Genomic DNA, 19,697 nt, shown 5'->3' on the forward strand with positions numbered 1-19,697 from the left:
ATATCCCGCTGTTTTTTGTTGCTACGACGTTTTTGTTTTCGCCTGCGGGTGAAGCTTTCGCAGCCGGGACATGTACCGTTCAAACAGCCAGACAATCCGCAGCTTCCGCACAGGTGTTATGTGAGTGCGACGCGGTGACATCGGGTATGATCCGGTACATTCAACGCCGGCACGATTTCGATCAAATTCTGGCGCGAGTCGGAGCTGAATGCACACCACTTGCAGATTTGCTTTCTGATTTTCCCACGGCATCGATCGGCGCAAGTGATCAACGGTCCGGAGATGGCCCGTCTGATGAGACTGTCAACAGCAGCCCGGCTTTCGGTGGCGGCGGTGGTTCAGGCGGTGGAACTGGCACTGGAGGCGGTGGCACTGGCGGTGAAGGTGGCGGCACTGGTGGTGAAAACGAAGGCGGTGGTGAAACCGAAGGCGGCGGCGAAGGTGAAGGCGGCGGCGAAGGTGAAGGCGGCGGCGAAGGTGAAGGTGAAGGTGAAGGTGAAGGTGAAGGCGGCGGCGAAACCTTCTGATTTGGAAGCAAAAATACCGGTGCAAGATTCGATTGCACCGGTTTTCACTTTCTCAAAAAAGTTTTCAGTTTTCCTCAGCTATGCCCGTAAACACCAACCCAACGTCCGGGCCGGTTCGGGTCTTGCATGCGAAGAAACAGGTACCGCGTCGCTGTCCAGGGTTTGATACGGTTTGTGAGGTTGTCCAAAACCAAATCACCGTTTGAAGAGCGGTACACCAGCACCGCATGAGGCACTCGGCGCGTGTCCAGAACAGTAGCGATCAAGAGTTTGCTTGGATCGACGCCGGCATGGATCAAATCCCTTTTCTTCAACAGCACGAAGTCTTCGCAATCGCCGCCCCTGGCCGTCGGAAGCGCCCAACGCTCAGTCGTTTTATACTGAGATTGATCGGTGACTTCACGCGTCGATCTGTTCACGCGCCGGTTTATCTGTTCGACAACCTTCAGTTCTTGCTGGCTGGACATGGATACGGATCGTTTTCCTGCACAGGCCCATTGGTACTGAGCACACAGGTTGATAGCTCCTGACGGTGGCGGCGAGGACGCGACACTTGGGATAAACCCGTTCCCGGAAGCATGTGCGGCGGGGGCCATGGCGATGGTGCAAACGCCCAAAAAACTGATGCTGAAAGCCCGCACTGAAACCGGCAGAAGTCTTGCACCAAACCGCTTGGCCAGATTTGTGAAGTGTTTCATGCCTGTACCCCAATCCGATGTTCTTCGTACGATTGCACGTCAAACAGGGTCGCATTCCGATTCGTGAAACTATCCGCGAACAACCCCGCGCAGGCAATCACCTAAAAAGTTGAAGGGGAAAAAGGGCGGAAATTCGTCCGTCAATCTGACCTTTTTGCGCAAGAATTTGGGTGAAGCAGCCACAATTCAGGCGCTAAACGCGCAAATCCGCGACGGCGTGGCCTGACAAGTAATTGAAATAATGAAAAAATAAACTCAGCCCATATTTGCGAGCTGAGTTTCCAAGGTCGATCGTGGCATAAGCCAATGATTGCCTATTGGCTGCCCGTTTACCGGGCAAACCGCGCTACACTTCGTGAACGCAGACGTTCACTCCGTGATTTCAACCACAACCAATTCACGTTCACTGGCGTCGCGCGCATGACTCAATGCTTGTTGATAGTCATCCGAGTTATAGCATTCGACAGCCGCTTCAAGCGACGGGAAACGGGCAACAACGTTGCGTGGCCGTTCCTTGCCTTCCAACTGAACGTAACGCGCCGCACGGGCGATGAAAGTGCCCCCGTGCTTGGCAATGGCCGGCCCGGCCAATTCGGCATATTTTCCATACGCCTCAGCATCGGTCACCGTCACATGTGCAATCCAGAGTGCGGCCATCTTATCCTCCCAAAACCTGTTCTGCGGCCTTGATCGCCGAATCCGCGTTTGACGCATCCCGTCCACCGCCCTGGGCCATATCCGGGCGGCCGCCGCCGCCCTTGCCGCCCAATTCCACCACGGCGGCCTTGACCAGATCGACCGCCGAAACGGTTCCTGTCAGGTCTTCGGTGACGCCAGCCGCAACCGCGGCCTTGCCGCCGGTATCCGCGATGAGCAACACCGCCCCCGACCCAAGACGCGCCTTGTGTTCGTCGATCAATGCCGGAAGATCCTTGCCGGACACCCCGCTGAGGGCCTGCGCTATGAACTTCACGCCGTTCACATCACGCGCTTCGGCACCACCGCCCTGCCCGTTCCCGCCGGCCATCGCCAGATCTCGACGCAGTTGCGCCACTTCGTTCTGCAATGACTTGCGTTCCTCCAGCAGGCTTTTCACGCGGGCCACCACATCATCCGGCTGCGCCTTCAGTTCCGACGCCACCTGCGCAAGACGATGATCCTGTGCCGAAAGGTAACGGAACGCCTCATCCCCGGTCAGTGCCTCGATGCGGCGCACGCCGGCACTGCTTGCGCTGTCGCCCAGGATAACAAAGGTGCCGATGTCACCCGTCTGGCGCACATGGGTGCCGCCGCACAGTTCGATCGACCAGGTTTCGCCATCATGGCCCTTGCCCGTAGGTGCCTTGCCCATCGAAACAACACGCACCTCGTCACCGTATTTCTCGCCGAACAGTGCCTGCGCGCCCAGTTTGCGTGCGTCATCCGGTGTCATGACCCGTGTCTCGACAGCCGAGTTCTGGCGGATGAAACCGTTCACCTCACGTTCGATCTTCTGGATTTCCTCCAGGCTCAGCGCTTTGGAATGGCTGAAGTCGAACCGCAGACGATCCGCCGCATTCAGCGAGCCGCGCTGCGCCACATGGTCGCCCAGCGTTTCCCGCAGCGCTTCATGCAGCAAGTGGGTGGCCGAGTGGTTGGCCCGGATTGCCGTGCGGCGCGCATGATCGACTTCCAGCTCGACAGAATCGCCTTTTGACACGGCACCGCTGACGACCGTCACCTTATGTGCATAGACCTTCCCATCCGCGAATTTTCTGGTGTCCTCCACCCGGCTGAGGTGATCGCGATCTTCAAGACGCCGCAACTCGCCAGTGTCGCCCACCTGGCCACCAGCTTCGCCATAGAACGGCGTCTGGTTCACCACGACCCAGCCGCTGTTGCCCGCTTCGATCTTGTCAACCAAGGCACCGTCGACAACCAGTGCCACAACCTGAGCTTCGGCTTTCTCGGTGTCATAGCCAAGGAAGTCGGTCGCCCCGGCGCTGTCCAGAACATCGAACCATACCGCCTGATCCGCGGCTTCACCTGACCCGGCCCAGGCAGCCCGCGCTTTGGCCTTTTGTTCGGCCATCGCCGTTTCAAAGCCTTCGGTGTCAACTGTCCGGCCTTTTTCACGCAGAGCATCCTGTGTCAGGTCCAGTGGGAAACCGTAGGTGTCATACAGTTTGAATGCCGCTTCACCGGACAAAGGCGCCCCCTCGGAAAGGCCGGACACCTCATCGTCCAGCAGCCTCAACCCCCGGTCCAGCGTCTGCTTGAAACGCGTTTCTTCAAGCAACAAGGTCTCTTCGATCAATGGCTGTGCCTGGGTCAACTCGGCATAGTGACCGCCCATCTGTTGGACCAATGCCGGGACAAGCCGGTGCATGACCGGATCCTTGGCACCCAACAGATGCGCATGACGCATAGCACGACGCATGATGCGGCGAAGAACATAGCCGCGGCCGTCATTGCTGGGCATCACGCCATCAGCAATCAGGAACGAAGTCGAACGCAGGTGGTCCGCGATCACGCGGTGGTGCACGTTCTGATCCCCGTAAGGATCCACGCCAGTTGCATCGGCCGATGCCTCGATCAGTGCCTTGAACAGATCGGTGTCATAATTGTCATGGCTGCCCTGCAACAATGCACCGATCCGCTCGAGCCCCATGCCCGTATCAATCGACTGCATGTCGAGCTCGACCATCGAGCCGTCTTCGAACTGCTCGTTTTGCATGAAGACGACGTTCCAGATTTCAATGAACCGATCGCCGTCCTCTTCGGCAGAGCCCGGAGGACCACCCCAGATGTGGTCTCCGTGGTCGTAGAAGATCTCGGTACACGGGCCGCAGGGGCCGGTCGGGCCCATCTGCCAGAAATTGTCGCTGGTGGCGATGCGGATGATCCGGTCTTCGGGTACACCGACCTTTTTCCAGATTTCAAACGCTTCGTCATCGGTATGATAGACCGTTGTCAGCAGGCGGTTCTTGTCGATCCCAAATTCCCTGGTGATCAGCTCCCACGCGAATGGGATCGCTTCGTGTTTGAAGTAATCACCAAACGAGAAGTTCCCCAACATCTCGAAGAATGTATGGTGGCGCGCCGTGTAACCCACATTGTCGAGATCGTTGTGCTTGCCGCCGGCACGCACGCATTTCTGCGCCGTGGTGGCGCGCTTGTAGTCACGTGTTTCCAATCCGGTGAACAGGTTCTTGAACTGCACCATGCCCGAATTGACGAACATCAGCGTCGGGTCGTTGCGCGGCACCAGCGGGCTGGACGCCACGACCTCATGCCCCTGTTTTTCAAAGTAGTTCAGAAAGGTCGATCGGATGTCGTTCAGGGTTGGCATAGGGCTCTCTCGGCGCACAAAAAACTTGGTCCCCGCAGGTTTATCCCCCTGTCAAACGAGTGTCCACAGCAGAGGCGTGTCCGAACGAAACAAGGCGGCCCGGGGACCGCCTTGTTCATGGTGTTTTCAACACAACATGTCGGGTCGGGAACGTACCGCACCCCGTCAGCGATCGTCAGGCTTCAAGGATGTCATCATCCTCGGCTGCGCCCGGAGGCATGTCGAAATCCAGCCCGTGAGCCGCCCGAATCTTGTCTTCGATCTCAAAGGCAATGCGGCTGTTGTCGCGCAGATATTGTTTGGCATTCTCACGCCCCTGCCCGATCCGTTCGTCGCCATAGCTGAACCATGACCCTGACTTTTCGACCACACCGGCTTTGACACCCAGATCCAGCAGTTCGCCCATCTTGCTGATGCCTTCGCCGTACATGATGTCGAATTCCACCTGCTTGAAGGGGGGTGCAACCTTGTTTTTGACGACCTTGACGCGCGTCTGGTTGCCAACAACTTCGTCCCGGTCCTTGATCGCGCCGATGCGCCGGATATCCAGACGGACCGAGCTGTAGAATTTCAGTGCATTACCGCCGGTGGTGGTTTCGGGGCTGCCGAACATCACGCCGATTTTCATCCTGATCTGGTTGATGAAGATCACCATGCAGTTCGAGCGGCTGATCGAGCCCGTCAGTTTCCGCATCGCCTGGCTCATCAGACGGGCCTGAACGCCGACATTGCTATCACCCATGTCGCCTTCCAGTTCGGATTTCGGCGTCAGCGCCGCAACCGAATCGACCACGACCATGTTGACCGCGCCCGAGCGCACCAGTGTATCGGTGATTTCCAGCGCCTGTTCTCCGGTATCGGGCTGCGAGATCAGAAGCTCGTCCAGATCAACACCCAGCTTTCGCGCATATTGCGGGTCCAGCGCGTGCTCGGCGTCGACAAAGGCGCAGACGCCGCCGCGTTTCTGCTGTTCCGCAATGCAATGCAGCGTCAGCGTCGTCTTCCCCGAGCTTTCGGGGCCGTAAATCTCAACAATCCGCCCCATCGGCAGACCACCAATTCCCAGCGCTATGTCCAGCCCGAGCGAGCCTGTCGAACTTGCGTCGATGTCCTGTTTGGCTCCTTCGCCAAGCTTCATGATGGAGCCTTTGCCGAACTGCCGTTCGATCTGGGCCAGCGCGCTGTCGAGCGCCTTTTGCTTGTCTGCGTTTTTCTTGTCGCTCATTGTCAGAAGATCCGCCATTGTCCTGTCGCCTTCCCTTTTGTCACACCCTTGATCGGGCGGCAATCGCTGCTTTGTTCGCCTCTTGTTCCTTATGGGACCAAAAGAAGAACATTTCAATAAAAACTTACGGGATTTAGTCTTCAGCAATTGTATTAAGAAGTCCTTTACGACAATCTGCGCGCATAGCCGGATGACAATTGGAGCAATTAAATGCTTGTTTTCTATGAGGAACGCCTTGCCTTCCTTGCCGTTCCGAAAACCGGCAGCACGGCTTATCACACGGCGTTGCGGGATCGCGCTGATATCGTTGTCACTCATCCGCCCGAGCTCAAACATGCTCCGGTGCGCAGGTATGATCGGTTTTTCCAGAACGTTTTTCGGAAGATGTACAATACCGAGATGGAGATCCTGGCAGTTGTTCGCGAGCCCGTTGACTGGCTGGGCAGCTGGTATCGATTTCGCAGCCGCGCCGACCTGATCGGTCACGTCCATTCGACCCGAGACATGAGCTTCGACACGTTTGCGCAGGCCTATATGACAAACCCGCGCCCGGATTTTGCCGATGTTGGCAGCCAAAGCCAGTTTTTCCGTACCCGCAGCAATGGTCGCGGCGCCACGCATATTTTCAAATACGAAAACCAGGACAAAATTCTCGACTTCCTGCAAGCGCGACTGAATATGCAGATCGACCTGCCGCAAGAGAATGTATCACCACCGGGAGATCTGACGCTGACGCCCGAGACACGGCAGAAATTTTGCAAAAGACACGCAGAGGAATTCGCGCTCCACGATGCAGCCTTGTAGGGTGCTCAGTTCAGCTGTTGGAAAACCGCCTCGGTCAACTGGGTGAGGGAAAACGGCTTGGGCAGGAAGGTCGAATTGGCGATCTCGGGTTCTGAATCGCCAAAGGCACCTTCCGTGTAACCCGATACGAAGACCACGCGGGCATCCGGACGTGTTTCCCGAGCTTTGCGCACCCAGGTCGGCCCATCCATACCGGGCATGACCACATCCGTTACGAATACGTCCACGTTCAAAGACGGATCCTCCAGAAGCCGCAGGGCTTCCTCGGCCGAATCCGCTTCCAGCACGGTATAGCCCTTGAGCCGCAGGGCCCGGGTTGCAAAGGCGCGGACCGGCGCTTCGTCTTCAACCAAAAGCACGATGCCCTCTCCTTGCCGGGCGCTTTGAGCTTCGGGCTGGGCCGGAGTGTCCTGTTCAGCCTCTGCCACCGTGGCGCAAACCGGTAGAAAGACGGTGAATTCGGTGCCTCGACCCACCGTACTGTCGACAAAGATGAAACCGCCCGTCTGCTTGACGATACCATACGCTGTTGAAAGCCCAAGCCCTGTCCCCTCGCCCGTACGCTTTGTCGTATAGAACGGCTCGAAAACCTTTTGCAGTTTGTCGGCAGGTATTCCCACGCCGCTGTCCATGACCCTGACCGTAACGTATTCGCCGGGTTGGACGGTCGCCCTGTCCCTGCTGAGCGGTTGCGACAGGTTCAATACCTCGGTCTCGATGCGGATCTCGCCCCCGTCAGGCATGGCATCGCGCGCGTTGACGACCAAGTTCATCAACACCTGTTCCAACTGCCGTTTGTCCGCCCGAACCGGCTTTAACACCGGATCATGGCTGAGGGTCAGCAGAACTTTCTCGCCCACAAGGCGGTTCAACAAGTGAATGAGGTCCGAGATCGTGTCGCGCAAATCCAGAACTTCGGGCCTGAGCGTCTGTTTGCGCGAGAATGCCAGAAGTTGGCTGACCAGCGCAGCGGCCCGGTTGGCGTTCTGATTGATCTGAACCAGATCCCCATAATCCGGGTCATTCTGATCGTGACGCAACAACAGCAGATCGCAGTGCCCGGAAATGGCCGTCAGCAGGTTGTTGAAATCATGTGCGACTCCGCCGGCCAATTGACCCACAGCTTGCATTTTCTGCCCTTGGACGAATTGTGCCTCCAGGGTCTTCAACTCTGTCGCATCATTCAGAACCGCGATCAGACAGATCTTGCCATCGACAACGACACGGCTCAGCGTGACCTGTACGAAGACTTCCTTGTCTTTTCGGGTCAACTGAAGAAACTCGGATCGTTGCGCGTCTTCTTGCGCGGCCGTCCGCGCCAGCCAATCCAGAATGGGGTGCCCCATACCCCGCATGATGTCGGCTATGTTCGTGCCTTCCAGGTTTTCATTTCCCAGCAGCTTATTCGCCAGCCTGTTGGCATTCAGAATGGCCCCCGCCGGAGACAGGGTGAGGACCGGAACTGGAAGATCTGCAAAAGACGTGCTGGCCCCGGGCGCCGGAGTTTCAATGAGCGGCACCAAACCAAGGCTTCGTTCCTTGCTGGATCGGGAAAGCTCCGTCACAGCGACCGGTATCATTCCGTCCTGTGACTTGATAATGTTTGAGGCTCCGATCCGGGCGTCAGCATCACCGAAGATGTCGCGAACCCTACCGGGACGCGGCCCAAGCAACTTTTTAGCCGCCGGATTCGGGCGCACCACATCATCCGCGCATCCGATGGTCAGAACCGGCAGGTTGAGAGACTGCCAGCTTTCCTGTTCTGACTGTTGAAACCGCCAGCAAAAAATGTCGGGAGCCAATAGAAACACGGTTACACTGTTTGTGTTTCCCCTGATCACGCAGTCTTCGCGGGCCCGACCGAAGGATCGGGCCTGAGATTGCAACCTCAACATAATCACCTGAGGGGTCGAGAACGTCGAACCGAGGCAGCTTTCAAGGCTGGCTCCTTTCGCCGCGCCGAACTGTTCCCGCGCTGATGCGTTGGACGCCAGAACGTCGCCATAGGTGTTTGCGATCAGGAAAGGTGACTCTTCCTGTTCTGCAAACGCGGCCATGACGGCAGTGGTTTGTTGCGCATGTCTGGCGTGGACCTGGCCCTTGATCACGACGCATAGTGCAACGATCAAAAGCGAAGTTCCCGCGACCATCATGCCCATGGTCCAATTCGGTGGCAGCAACCCGACCATGGGGGCTATGCTGATCAACAATGCCACCGCCACCAACGACCATAGACGAGATGCGGAAGGCGTGTGGACAAGAGATGGGTCGATGAAAAATTCTGCTGTGTCAGACATAAACGGCTCGGGCGCAAAGGTATCGGCTATAACGGCCAAAATTGGTTAATTCCCGCTTAACGGCGTTCGGAAAGCAGCGATCTACCCAGGGTTGTTATTTGCCAAAAGCTCAGCGCGTCAAGTGCGACGTAAAGAACCCGTCAGATTCGTGTGTAACGTGCCACGTTTTCCGGAAGGTTTCCCGCCACTGGGAAAACTGATCCAGAAAATCGTCTATGATCTTGCCGTTTTCATCGTTCAGAACCGAACAGGTTGCGTAAGCCAGCAGGCCGCCCGGATGCACCAAAGGCGCAATGTCCGATAGAATACCGGCCTGAATGGCGGTGAGGTCCCGCAAGCGATCCTCGGTCAAGGCCCATTTCCCGGCAGGCGCCCTTCGCCACGATCCGCTGCCAGAGCACGGCGCATCAACCAAAACCACATCAAACGGATCAACACCTGTAAGGTCATCGGAGTTGAGGATGGTTATCTTTGCACCTGCTCGTTCCGCCCGGGTCGGAATATCCTTCATGCGACCGGCATTCACATCATGTGCGTACACTTCGACGCCCTCGTGCGCTGCAAGTGCCAGCGCCTTGCCGCCACCACCCGCGCAATAATCCAGAACGCGCATTCCCGGCCGCAGATCCAGCGCGGCCACAACCGCCTGGCTTGCAGCGTCCTGAAGCTCGACCAGGCCCCGGGCATAGGCCTGACTTTGGGCAATGCGCCGGGCCCCCTCTGTCACTTCAAGGGCGGTTTGGCATACCTGAACCGGATGGGAGACAATACCCTCGGACTTCAAGGCGTCGATGGCCTCGCCCAGATCGGTTTTAAGGAAGTTGACCCGCAGATGAACGGGCGCCCGGTTCTGCAAAGACATCGCGCAAGGAACCATGGCATCCTTCAGAGAGTCAACGAACCGAGGCCACAGCCACTCCGGAATGTCATATCTCTCGGCCTCGGACGCGAAATCCCGCGCCGTTTCCGTTTCCTCAACCGGCATCGGAGCGTGACGGTCGCCGGTGAACAGGTCGGCCAGATCACCGCCTGACGCACGGGTCGCACCGATCATCAAACCGCGCCCGGTGTCGGACCCTCCCAACGCTGCATACGAGCGCTTGCGTCGCAGCGCGTCGAATACGTGATCGCGAATGGCTGCCCGATCCTTGGATCCGGCGAAGCGACTGCGCCGCGCCCAGCCGGTTAGTGCTTTTTCAACCGGCGCGCCAGCCAGAATATCATCCAGAATTTCGATCGAGGCCTGAACACGGGCGGCGGGTGTCATTGTGGAATACCTTGGCGAAAATGGGCCCGGCTGGCCGATCCAAGTGGCAAATAGGCACCCGTTCCCGGGTGCCTTGTGTCTTGCTGGATGGCTTACATGACCCGGTAGTTCGGGCTTTCGCGGGTGATCTGCACATCATGCACGTGGCTTTCCTTCAGACCGGCGCCGGTAATTTTCACGAAATTGCAGTTCTTGCGCATTTCTTCGATGGTGGCGCAGCCGGTGTATCCCATCGCCGCGCGCAAACCACCAACCAGCTGGTGGATCACGGCACTGGCCGAGCCTTTGTAGGGCACCTGACCTTCGATGCCTTCGGGCACCAGCTTGTCATTGGCTGCATCTTTCTGGAAATAGCGGTCGGCTGATCCACGCGCCATTGCGCCCAGGCTGCCCATCCCGCGATAAGATTTGAACGAACGACCCTGATACAGGATCACCTCGCCCGGGCTTTCGTCGGTGCCTGCAATCATCGACCCGACCATGGCACAGGATGCCCCGGCGGCAATCGCCTTTGCAAAGTCACCCGAGAACTTGATACCACCATCCGCGATGACCGGAACGTCGCCCGCTGCTGCCGCACAATCGCTGATCGCGGTCAACTGAGGAACACCAACCCCTGCCACCATCCGTGTGGTACAGATCGACCCCGGGCCGATGCCCACCTTGATCGCGTCGGCACCAGCATCGATCAGCGCTTTGGTCGCCTCGCCGGTTGCAACGTTCCCGGCAATGATCTGAACCTCGTTCGACAGGGTCTTGACCCGCCTCACAGCGTCCAGCACGCCCTGCGAATGACCATGCGCCGTATCGACGACGATGATGTCGACACCCGAATCCACCAATTGTTCGGACCGTTCGAACCCGGCATCCCCGACCGACGTCGCCGCAGCGACCCGCAGGCGACCCAGACGGTCCTTGCAGGCGGTTGGGTTCAAAACGGCCTGTTCCGTATCCTTCAGCGTCAGAAGACCGGTCAGCTTGCCTTCGCCATCGACAACCAGCAGCTTTTCGATACGGCGCGCCCGCATCAGGCTTTTGGCTTCTTCCAGATCGGCCGGTTCCTGTAGCATCGCCAGGTTTTCCGAAGTCATCATCGCGTGTACCGGCGTATCGTCCGAGTTCGCAAAGCGCATGTCGCGGTTGGTCAGGATACCCACCACGCGGCCCTGCTCGTCGACGACTGGAAAACCGGTGAAGTTGTAGCGCTGTACCAGCGCGTTGGCGTCGGCCAATGTCTGATCCACCCGCAACGTCACGGGGTTATAGACAATACCGGATTCGAACCGCTTGACCCGGCGGACCTCGCGGGCCTGTTCTTCCACCGAAAGGTTCTTGTGTACCACACCGATGCCGCCCGCCTGAGCCATGGCAATGGCCATGCGCGCCTCGGTCACGGTGTCCATGGCCGAACTCAACAATGGGATGTTCATGGTGATTTCGCGCGTCACACGCGTGGTCGTATCTGCCGTTGCCGGCAGCACGGAAGATGCGCCCGGAACCAGGAGAACGTCGTCAAAGGTAAGTGCCTCACGAATCTGCATCTGAATACCCCATGCAAAAGCCCGTTTGGCGGTGACCCTATTACATGGATTGAACCAAAGGAAAAGCCCTTGGGGGCAACTCTTTGGCTCTGGTTGTCGATGCAGTGGAAGAAAACGACGCTCGTTGTGCAGATCGTGCCGCTGATGGCCTTTCCCTTTTCGCGCAAACCCATATCTTGCCCAACATACGCGCGAATATGAAAAGGTAAGTCACTGATGACCACCGACCCTCTTGTCGTCTTTACCCCGTCCGGCAAACGCGGGCACTTCCCCGTCGGCACCCCAATTCTGACGGCGGCCCGTCAATTGGGGGTGGATCTGGATTCGGTCTGCGGGGGCCGCGGCATCTGTTCAAAGTGCCAGATCACACCCAGCTATGGCGAATTTCCCAAGCACGGCGTCACGGTGTCCGAGGGCGCGCTGAGCGAATGGAACGCCGTCGAACAGCGTTATGACGACAAGCGCGGGTTGAAACCGGGCCGCCGTCTGGGCTGCCAGGCCTCGGTTCAGGGCGACGTGGTGATCGACGTACCGCCCGAAAGCCAGGTGCACCGGCAGGTCGTGCGCAAGGCGGCAGCCGCGCGTGCCATCACGATGGACCCGGCCACGCGCCTTTACTTCGTTGTGGTGGAAGAACCCGACATGCATTCGCCCACCGGTGATCTGGAACGGCTCGAGCGCGCGTTGCGCGAACAGTGGGACATCGAAGCCGTCACGGCGGACCTGACGCTGATGTCCAAACTTCAACCGGTTCTGCGCAAGGGCAAATGGGAAGTCACCGTGGCGCTCCACAAAGGTCACAAGGACAGCGTGGCGCGTATCGTCGAAATCTGGCCCGGCCTGCATGAAGGCGGGCTGTATGGTCTGGCCATCGACCTCGGCTCGACCACCATCGCCGCGCATCTGACCGATCTGGAAACCGGCGAGGTCAAGGCATCCTCTGGCCTCATGAATCCCCAGATCCGGTTCGGCGAAGACCTGATGAGCCGTGTTTCGTATTCCATGATGAACCCCGGCGGTGATCAGGAGATGACTAAGGCAGTGCGCGAGGCAATCAATGACCTGGTCACGTCGATTGCCGAAGAGGCAGGCATCGATGCCTCTCTGATCGTGGAAACGGTGTTCGTCTGCAACCCGGTCATGCATCACTTGCTGCTGGGGCTGGACCCGGTGGAACTGGGTCAGGCCCCGTTTGCGCTGGCAACGTCGGAAAGCATGTCCCTGCCCGCCCGCGAGATGGATCTGACAACCATGAACCCACGCGCGCATGTCTATATCCTGCCCTGTATCGCGGGCCATGTGGGCGCGGATTGCGCGGCGGTGGCCCTGTCCGAAGAACCCGGAAAGTCGCGGGATCTGGTTCTGATCGTCGACGTGGGCACCAACGCCGAAATCCTGCTGGGCAATACCAGCCGCGTGCTCGCCTGCTCCTCGCCCACCGGGCCTGCCTTTGAAGGCGCTCAGATCAGTTCAGGCCAGCGCGCCGCACCCGGGGCGATCGAGAGAATCGAGATCGACCCTGTCACCAAGGAACCCCGGTTCCGCGTCATCGGGTCGGATAAATGGTCCGACGAAGACGGCTTTGATCAGGAAATCGCCACGACCGGGATCACAGGCATCTGCGGATCCGGTATCATCGAGGCAGTGGCCGAGATGCGTATCGCAGGCCTGCTGGACGAAGGCGGCCTGATCGGATCGGCGGAACAGACTGGCACTGCACGCTGCGTGCCCGAAGGTCGCACGCACGCCTATCTGATCCACGATGCCAGCGCCGAAGGTGGCCCCCGCATCACGGTCACGCAGGGTGACATCCGTGCCATCCAGCTTGCGAAATCCGCATTGTACGCAGGTGCACGCCTGCTGATGGACGAAATGAATGTCGAAAAGGTGGATCGCGTGGTTCTGGCCGGTGCGTTCGGCGCGCATATCTCGACCAAACACGCCATGGTGCTGGGAATGATACCCGACGCGCCACTGGAGAAAGTCTCGAGTGCGGGCAACGCCGCAGGCACCGGCGCGCGTATCGCGCTGTGCAATATCGGATCGCGCGCCGAGATCGAGCGCGTCGTGCGCGAAATCACCAAGATCGAAACCGCCATTGAGCCGAAGTTTCAGGATCATTTCGTGGCCGCCAATGCGATCCCGCACAAGACCGACCCGTTCCCGGAACTGGCCCAGGTTGTCACGCTGCCCAACCCAAGCTTCAACACCGGCGGCGAGACCGAAGCAGGTGGCGGACGTCGTCGCAGGCGCCGCGGTTAAACCGACAGTTCAGTGACCCGTGGGAAACCTCGGGTCATTGTCCTCACCCATATCAGGCGTTGCGTCGGACCTCGTCCAGCGACGTGACGCCTAGTTGGGCCATGGCGATGCTCATTTCTTCGCTGAGTACCGACCATAGCTGTTCAAGGCCCGCTTCGCCTTCGGCCGCTATTGCAAATTGAAGTATGCGACCGAAAAAGGCAAAGTCCGCCCCGTTCGCAAGTGCCTTGAGGACGTCTTCACCAGAACGCAGCCCGCTGTCGTAGAAAAGCGAAAAATCCGGACCGACGGCCTTGCGTATCTCGGGCAGCACCGTGATTGGCGCGGGCGCACTTTCCAACTGGCGTGCACCATGGCTTGAGACCTGAATTGCGTCCACGCCCGCTGACTTGAGCCTTTGCGCGTCGTCTGCGTCCAATACGCCTTTGACCACCAGATTGCCGGCCCACTGGTCGCGCAGACGGGCCAATGTCTCCCACGTGGCTTTGGCGCGGCTTTCGGTGCGGTCGAAATCGTAGCCATCCATCCGGAAATTCGCCATTTCCGGCTTGCCTTTCAGCAGGACCGGTAAGGACCACTGGGGGTGCAGGGCAAAATCCATCACCTGCTTTGGCCCCATTTTGAAGGGCATTTTGAACCCATGACGCAACTCGCGCGGGCGTCGGCCAACCTCGGGCACATCCACGGTCAGCACCAGTGTCTCGTACCCCGCTGCCTTGGCGCGATCGACCAGCTTGAACGTGCCGCTGCCATCGCCGCTGAAATACAGCTGGAACCAGGCATGGCCTTCCGCTTCGACGATCAGATCCTCCATCGCGGTCGAGGCCACAGTCGAAACCCCAAGCGGCACCTCGTGGCGTGCCGCAATGCGGGCCAGCATCATGTCGGCACCCGGCGCGGACAAATTGCACATGCCCATCGGCGCGATACCAAACGGGCGTTTCGCGGGCCGGTCGAACAGCGAACTTGCCAGAGATCTTTCACTGACGTCGCGCAGGATGCGCGGGCGCAAGGTCATTGCATCCAAAGCGGATCGATTGCGACCGGCACCCATCTCGGCCCCGGCTGCACCATCAATATAGTCGAACACCATCCACGGAAGACGCCGCCGCGCCAGGCGGCGGGCGTCCTCGGCGCTGTGGATGGCGCTTGCACCCATCAGGCCTGAACGGCCTTCATGAAGCGGTCGCGGATGACCACCGGATCCATCGTGATCGGCGGCATCTTGGCATTGCCGCTTTCGCACTTGCTGACGATGATGGTCATCTGTTTGGCATCCAGCGCCTCTTGCAGCACACGCCCGGTGCCTTCGGCGGCACATTCGATCACGCGCTCACACCCGGCGGCCTCGGCCATTTTGGCCAGCGAGGTCTTTTGCCCCGCATAGGTCGGCTGATCGCCGGTCGAACCGTACGAGCCGTTGTCCACGATCAGCAGGATGTAATTGTCCGCCACGTTGTTGGCGATCGTTGGCAGGGTGCCCAGATTGGTCAGGATCGAGCCGTCGCCGTCGATCACGATCACCGGCTTCGGCTGCGACAGCGCCAGCCCCAGACCGATCGAGGACGCAAGCCCCATGGTGCCAAGCATGTAGAAGCTGGTGGGCTGGTCGTCGATGGCATGCAGTTCCTGGCTGGGGATGCCGATGTTGCAGACAACCAGTTGATCACGCAGGATCGGGGCGATTTCCTTCAGAATTTCAGAACGGATCATTGGTCGCCATAGCCTCCCCAGAAATTGGCGTCGGTCAGGATGGCGACCGGCTTGTTGCACATGAATGTGTATTTCAGGATCGCGTCGAGCTCTTCGACATCGGCCTGATGGTGGAAGTGGTAGGTGGGGATGTTCAGCTGAGCCAGCAGCGCCTTGGTGTGAACCGCCATTTCAACCTGGCAGGCAATGGGTTCGCGCAATTCCCCCCGGTACGATATCAGCATCGGCAGCGGCATCCGGTAATACTGGATCAGCGTGGCCAGCGTATTGATCGTTACGCCAATGGCCGTGTTCTGCATGATGATCGCGGGCCGCTTGCCGCCCATCCACGCCCCTGCACACAGGCCCATCCCTTCGTCTTCCTTGTTGGACGGGATGTGATAGATGCCTTCGCGCTCGTCGATTTCCGCGATGACACCTGCCAATTGCTTGCACGGGACAGTGGTGACAAACGAGATATCGTTGGCCACCAGATCGTCGGTGATCTTTTTGTCTATGTTCATGATCCAGCTTTTGGTCCTGTTTGGGGCGCTAGATGCGCGATTGAGGAATTCAGGCCCTTCGGTGCACGTGTACGGCACAGGGGGCATGGCGGACGACGCGCGAAGCGGTCGATCCCAGGAAGTAGTCGCTCAGGTCCGGCTTGTGCGAGCCGATTACGATACAGTCGACATCCTTGCTGCTGGCATAGTCGATGATGGACCGCGCGGTATGGCCTTTGACGATTTCGGCCGTCACTCCTTCAAGCCCTTCGACTTTTTGCAACAGTTGCAAACGGGCCCGTTCGAACCCTTCGGCGACAACCGATTTGTCCAGATAGGCGCTGACCGATCCCTGAGGCATCTCGTAGACATGCAGCGCAATTATTTCTGCGCCCTCTCCTGACAAGGCCCGTGCGATTTCCAGTGTGTGTTGCGATATGCCGTGATCCAAAGCTAACGGGACCAGTATTTTTGTGTACATGAAGGTCTCCAGTTCTGTCAGTTCTATCCCCAGGGTCTCAGGATAATCTTCGGTGCGGCCACGGCGCCAGATCGGATATCGCAAAACGCTTGCGCGCCGTCGGCCAGAGCGCGTTCTTCTATCCAGTCCAGAGCCCCCAGCCGCCCGTCAAAGATCGCCTGAGCCGTCTGGCGAAAGTCTTTGGCGGTGTATGTGTAAGTCCCTATGAATGTGATTTCCTGCAAGGTCATCCGGCGAACATCCAGACCACCGGTATCCTCACCCAAACCCACATGCGCGATCACGCCGCCCGGTTCGGCCATGGCCGAGGCAACCGACCGCGTTGCGGCATACCCCACGGCATCTATGACCAACGGGTAAGTCTCCTTGGCTGACTCCACCAGCGCAAAGCTTTCGATTTTCGCCAGGTAGTTGCGACGCAGCTGGTTTGGTTCCGCGATGGTCACATCGTCAACGCCCATTGCCCGCAAGGCCAATGCCGCCGCAAGGCCGATGGCCCCGCCGCCGATCACCAGTGCGCGACGGTCCATCGCAGGATGCAGAACCTCGATCCCCAACCGGACCGCATGCCAGCTGACGGCAAGCGGTTCCGCCAGCGCGGCTTTGGCAAACGAAACATCCTCCGGGACCTCAACAAGATTGCTGGCAGGCATGGTGACGTATTGAGCAAACGCCCCTTCGCGCGGCGGCATCGAGATGATCTGGCGATCCGGGCACAGGTTTTCACGACCAGCAAGGCAGGCCGCGCATTTCCCGCAGCTTACCAGCGGATTGATCGTGACACGATCACCGGCTCGTATCCCGTCGACAATCACACCGGCCGCCTCGTGCCCCAGAATCAGCGGAGCCGGACGGCGGGCATCATGGCCCAGGTAGGCGTGCATGTCCGACCCGCAGATGCCAACCGCCTCGATCCGGATCAAATGCTCGGACGGACCGGCCTCGGCATCCGGCACATCGCCGAACACCATCTGCTCCACACCTTGGTAAACCAGTGCCTTCATTTGGCTGTGAACCCTCCATCAACCATAAGAACCTGCCCCGTGACATAGCCGGACGCGTTCGAGCACAAAAACAGGATCGGCCCGTCGATATCCTGCATCTGCCCATTGCGCCCAATGCAGGTTTGAGCGGCGTTGCGTTCCGCGCGCTGGGGGTCGTCAAACACGGCCTGAGTCAGCTCGGTCGGAAAGAACCCCGGACCGATTGCGTTGGCGGTAATGCCAAAGGGCGACCAGGCTTCGGCCATGGCACGGGTCAATTGCGCGATCCCGGCCTTGGTCGCGCCATAGGCAATGCCGCCCGGAAAGGCCCGCGTCGTTTGCAGCGAGGCGAAATTGACGATGCGCCCCCACCCCTTTTTTTTCATTTCGGGCACCATCGACTGACTCAGGAAAAACGGCGCGCTCAGGTTCAGGGCAAGCGTGGCATCCCAGCCATCAGGTGTCACCTCGTCGGCGGCCTCACGCGTGTTGACCCCGGCCGCATGCACCAGAATATCCGGTGCGCCGAACTTGGAATTGATCACCTGCACCAGCCCGCCGATTCCGGCGCGATCGGCAACATCAGCAACGACGGCTTCTGCGTGTTCGCCGATTTCGGCCTGCATCTGCGCCAACGCGTCGCTGCGCCGCGCCACGCCGACAACGCGCGCGCCGGCCGCGGCAAGTGTCCGCGCCACCTGCCGCCCCAGCCCCGAACTGGCGCCGGTGATGCAGGCCACCCGGCCCGTCAGGTCAAACAATGTGCGCGGGTCATCCATCAGCGGTCAGATCGAACTGCTCATCCGGGAAATACTTGGCCAGACGCACATCCGCTGCGCGAGCGTGACCTTCCATACCTTCCAGTCGGGAAATCCGTGCGGTGGCTTCGGCGATCGATTTCGATCCTTCACGTGTGGCCCGCTGCCAGGTGACGATCTTCATGTATTTGTGTACACTCAAACCGCCGGTGTAACTGGCCGCACCCGAAGTCGGCAGAACATGGTTCGTCCCAGTCGCCTTGTCCCCGTAGGACACGGTGGTTTCCTCACCCAGGAACAGCGAACCATAGCAGGTCAGGCGATCCAGCCACCAATCCAGATCCTCGGCCTGAACCGTCAGGTGCTCGGGCGCATATTCATCGGAACAGGCGGCCATCTCTTCGCGGTCGGAACAAACAATGACTTCGGCATAGTCGCGCCACGCGGCCGAGGCGTTTTCCCGGTTCAGCTCTGGCAGATCGTCGATCAAAACCGGAACCAGTTCCATGACTTTCTGCGCAAGGTCGCGATCATCCGTCACCAGCCAGACGGGCGAATTGTACCCGTGCTCGGCCTGACTGACCAGATCGGTTGCCACCACGTGGGCGTCTGCGGAACTGTCGGCAAGAATCAGGCTGTCGGTCGGACCCGCGATCATGTCGATACCAACCTTGCCGTACAGGATGCGTTTGGCCTCGGCCACGAACTGGTTGCCCGGCCCCACAAGGATATTGGCGCGCGGCAAACCGAACAAACCATAGGTCATGGCGGCCACGCCCTGCACACCGCCCATGGCCAGAATGCTGTCGGCTCCGCAGATATGCGCGGCATAGACAATCGCTGGCGCCACGCCCTCGCCCGGTCGCGGAGGAGAACAGGCCGTGATATGACGGCACCCGGCAACCTTGGCCGTTGTCACCGTCATGATCGCGCTGGCGATATGGCTGTAGCGCCCACCGGGAACATAGCATCCTGCCGCATCCACCGGGATCGCCTTTTGCCCCGCAACAAAACCGGGAACGATCTCCATCTGTACGTCCGACACGGTGGCCTTCTGCGTCTCGGCAAAGCGACGGACATTGTCGTGGGCAAAGCGGATATCGGCCTTCAGTTTTTCTGGCACCTGTGCGATGGCCGCATCAATCTCGTCCTGCGTCATCAGGACATTTCCTTCGAACTTGTCGAACTTAAGGGCATATTCCAGTGCTTTGTCGTCGCCACCCGCCTCGATGTCGGCAAGGATGGTCTTGACCGTATCATGCACCTCAGAGGCATGCGATTGAGCGGTTAGAGTCGCCTTTTTCAAATATTCACGAGGCATGTTCAGC

Annotated in this window: 17 protein-coding genes; 3 read left to right on the forward strand and 14 right to left on the reverse strand. The window is 59.2% G+C overall.

Annotated features, from left to right (window positions below):
- The first annotated feature begins 294 nt into the window (after positions 1-294).
- Complete coding sequence (locus GOW56_RS01960) at positions 295-693, forward strand: hypothetical protein (RefSeq protein WP_217358777.1); 399 nt, start codon at positions 295-297, stop codon at positions 691-693.
- On the opposite strand, the gene GOW56_RS01965 is transcribed toward GOW56_RS01960, so the two are convergent.
- The 4 genes from GOW56_RS01965 to recA all read right to left on the reverse strand — a co-directional run bounded on the left by GOW56_RS01965 (position 602) and on the right by recA (position 5,799).
- Positions 602-1,225 carry a transglutaminase-like cysteine peptidase gene (locus GOW56_RS01965; RefSeq protein ID WP_371807867.1) on the reverse strand — a complete coding sequence of 208 codons (624 nt, stop codon included), beginning with the start codon at positions 1,223-1,225 and terminating at the stop codon, positions 602-604. The genes GOW56_RS01960 and GOW56_RS01965 overlap by 92 nt on opposite strands.
- 369 nt (positions 1,226-1,594) lie before the next feature.
- Positions 1,595-1,882 (reverse strand): DUF1330 domain-containing protein, encoded by a 288-nt coding sequence (locus tag GOW56_RS01970; RefSeq protein WP_170344227.1) that lies wholly within the window; start codon positions 1,880-1,882, stop codon positions 1,595-1,597.
- Position 1,883: 1 nt separating this feature from the next.
- Complete coding sequence (alaS, locus tag GOW56_RS01975; protein WP_171204779.1) at positions 1,884-4,556, reverse strand: alanine--tRNA ligase; 2,673 nt, start codon at positions 4,554-4,556, stop codon at positions 1,884-1,886.
- 175 nt (positions 4,557-4,731) lie between these two features.
- On the reverse strand, positions 4,732-5,799 hold the full coding sequence (gene recA, locus GOW56_RS01980; RefSeq protein ID WP_152458025.1) for a recombinase RecA: 1,068 nt from the start codon (positions 5,797-5,799) through the stop codon (positions 4,732-4,734).
- A gap of 192 nt (positions 5,800-5,991) precedes the next feature.
- Between recA and GOW56_RS01985 the strand changes: the two genes are divergently transcribed.
- A complete protein-coding gene (locus GOW56_RS01985; protein ID WP_171204780.1) occupies positions 5,992-6,585 on the forward strand; it encodes a sulfotransferase family 2 domain-containing protein in 594 nt (197 codons plus the stop codon).
- Positions 6,586-6,590: 5 nt separating this feature from the next.
- Here the strand turns inward: GOW56_RS01985 and GOW56_RS01990 are convergent, their stop codons facing one another.
- The 3 genes from GOW56_RS01990 to guaB form a co-directional block, all read right to left on the reverse strand.
- A complete protein-coding gene (locus tag GOW56_RS01990) occupies positions 6,591-8,882 on the reverse strand; it encodes an ATP-binding protein (protein ID WP_171204781.1) in 2,292 nt (763 codons plus the stop codon).
- A 109-nt stretch (positions 8,883-8,991) separates the two neighbouring features.
- Positions 8,992-10,149 (reverse strand): RsmB/NOP family class I SAM-dependent RNA methyltransferase, encoded by a 1,158-nt coding sequence (locus GOW56_RS01995; protein WP_171204782.1) that lies wholly within the window; start codon positions 10,147-10,149, stop codon positions 8,992-8,994.
- Positions 10,150-10,241: 92 nt separating this feature from the next.
- Positions 10,242-11,690 (reverse strand): IMP dehydrogenase, encoded by a 1,449-nt coding sequence (guaB, locus tag GOW56_RS02000; protein ID WP_170344221.1) that lies wholly within the window; start codon positions 11,688-11,690, stop codon positions 10,242-10,244.
- Between the two features lie 216 nt (positions 11,691-11,906).
- Between guaB and GOW56_RS02005 the strand changes: the two genes are divergently transcribed.
- Positions 11,907-13,952, forward strand: coding sequence for an ASKHA domain-containing protein (locus GOW56_RS02005; RefSeq protein WP_171204783.1), 2,046 nt, complete (start codon positions 11,907-11,909; stop codon positions 13,950-13,952).
- Positions 13,953-14,004: 52 nt separating this feature from the next.
- On the opposite strand, the gene GOW56_RS02010 is transcribed toward GOW56_RS02005, so the two are convergent.
- The 7 genes from GOW56_RS02010 to hisD are packed head-to-tail and all read right to left on the reverse strand — an operon-like array spanning position 14,005 to position 19,690.
- Positions 14,005-15,111, reverse strand: coding sequence for an alpha-hydroxy acid oxidase (locus tag GOW56_RS02010; RefSeq protein ID WP_171204784.1), 1,107 nt, complete (start codon positions 15,109-15,111; stop codon positions 14,005-14,007).
- Complete coding sequence (gene comE, locus GOW56_RS02015) at positions 15,111-15,665, reverse strand: sulfopyruvate decarboxylase subunit beta (RefSeq protein ID WP_171204785.1); 555 nt, start codon at positions 15,663-15,665, stop codon at positions 15,111-15,113. Before comE ends, GOW56_RS02010 begins: the two co-directional genes overlap by 1 nt.
- A complete protein-coding gene (gene comD, locus GOW56_RS02020) occupies positions 15,662-16,168 on the reverse strand; it encodes a sulfopyruvate decarboxylase subunit alpha (RefSeq protein WP_152458032.1) in 507 nt (168 codons plus the stop codon). The genes comE and comD overlap by 4 nt, the downstream gene beginning before the upstream one ends.
- A 49-nt stretch (positions 16,169-16,217) precedes the next feature.
- Entirely contained in the window at positions 16,218-16,628 is a 411-nt protein-coding gene (locus GOW56_RS02025) for a universal stress protein (RefSeq protein ID WP_171115849.1), read from the reverse strand.
- Between the two features lie 23 nt (positions 16,629-16,651).
- Complete coding sequence (locus tag GOW56_RS02030) at positions 16,652-17,632, reverse strand: zinc-binding dehydrogenase (protein WP_171204786.1); 981 nt, start codon at positions 17,630-17,632, stop codon at positions 16,652-16,654.
- Positions 17,629-18,390, reverse strand: coding sequence for an SDR family NAD(P)-dependent oxidoreductase (locus GOW56_RS02035; RefSeq protein ID WP_171204787.1), 762 nt, complete (start codon positions 18,388-18,390; stop codon positions 17,629-17,631). Before GOW56_RS02035 ends, GOW56_RS02030 begins: the two co-directional genes overlap by 4 nt.
- On the reverse strand, positions 18,383-19,690 hold the full coding sequence (gene hisD / locus GOW56_RS02040; RefSeq protein ID WP_171204788.1) for a histidinol dehydrogenase: 1,308 nt from the start codon (positions 19,688-19,690) through the stop codon (positions 18,383-18,385). Before hisD ends, GOW56_RS02035 begins: the two co-directional genes overlap by 8 nt.
- Positions 19,691-19,697 lie beyond the last annotated feature (7 nt).

This window comes from Ruegeria sp. HKCCA0235A, from assembly GCF_013033235.1.
GTDB lineage: Bacteria > Pseudomonadota > Alphaproteobacteria > Rhodobacterales > Rhodobacteraceae > Ruegeria.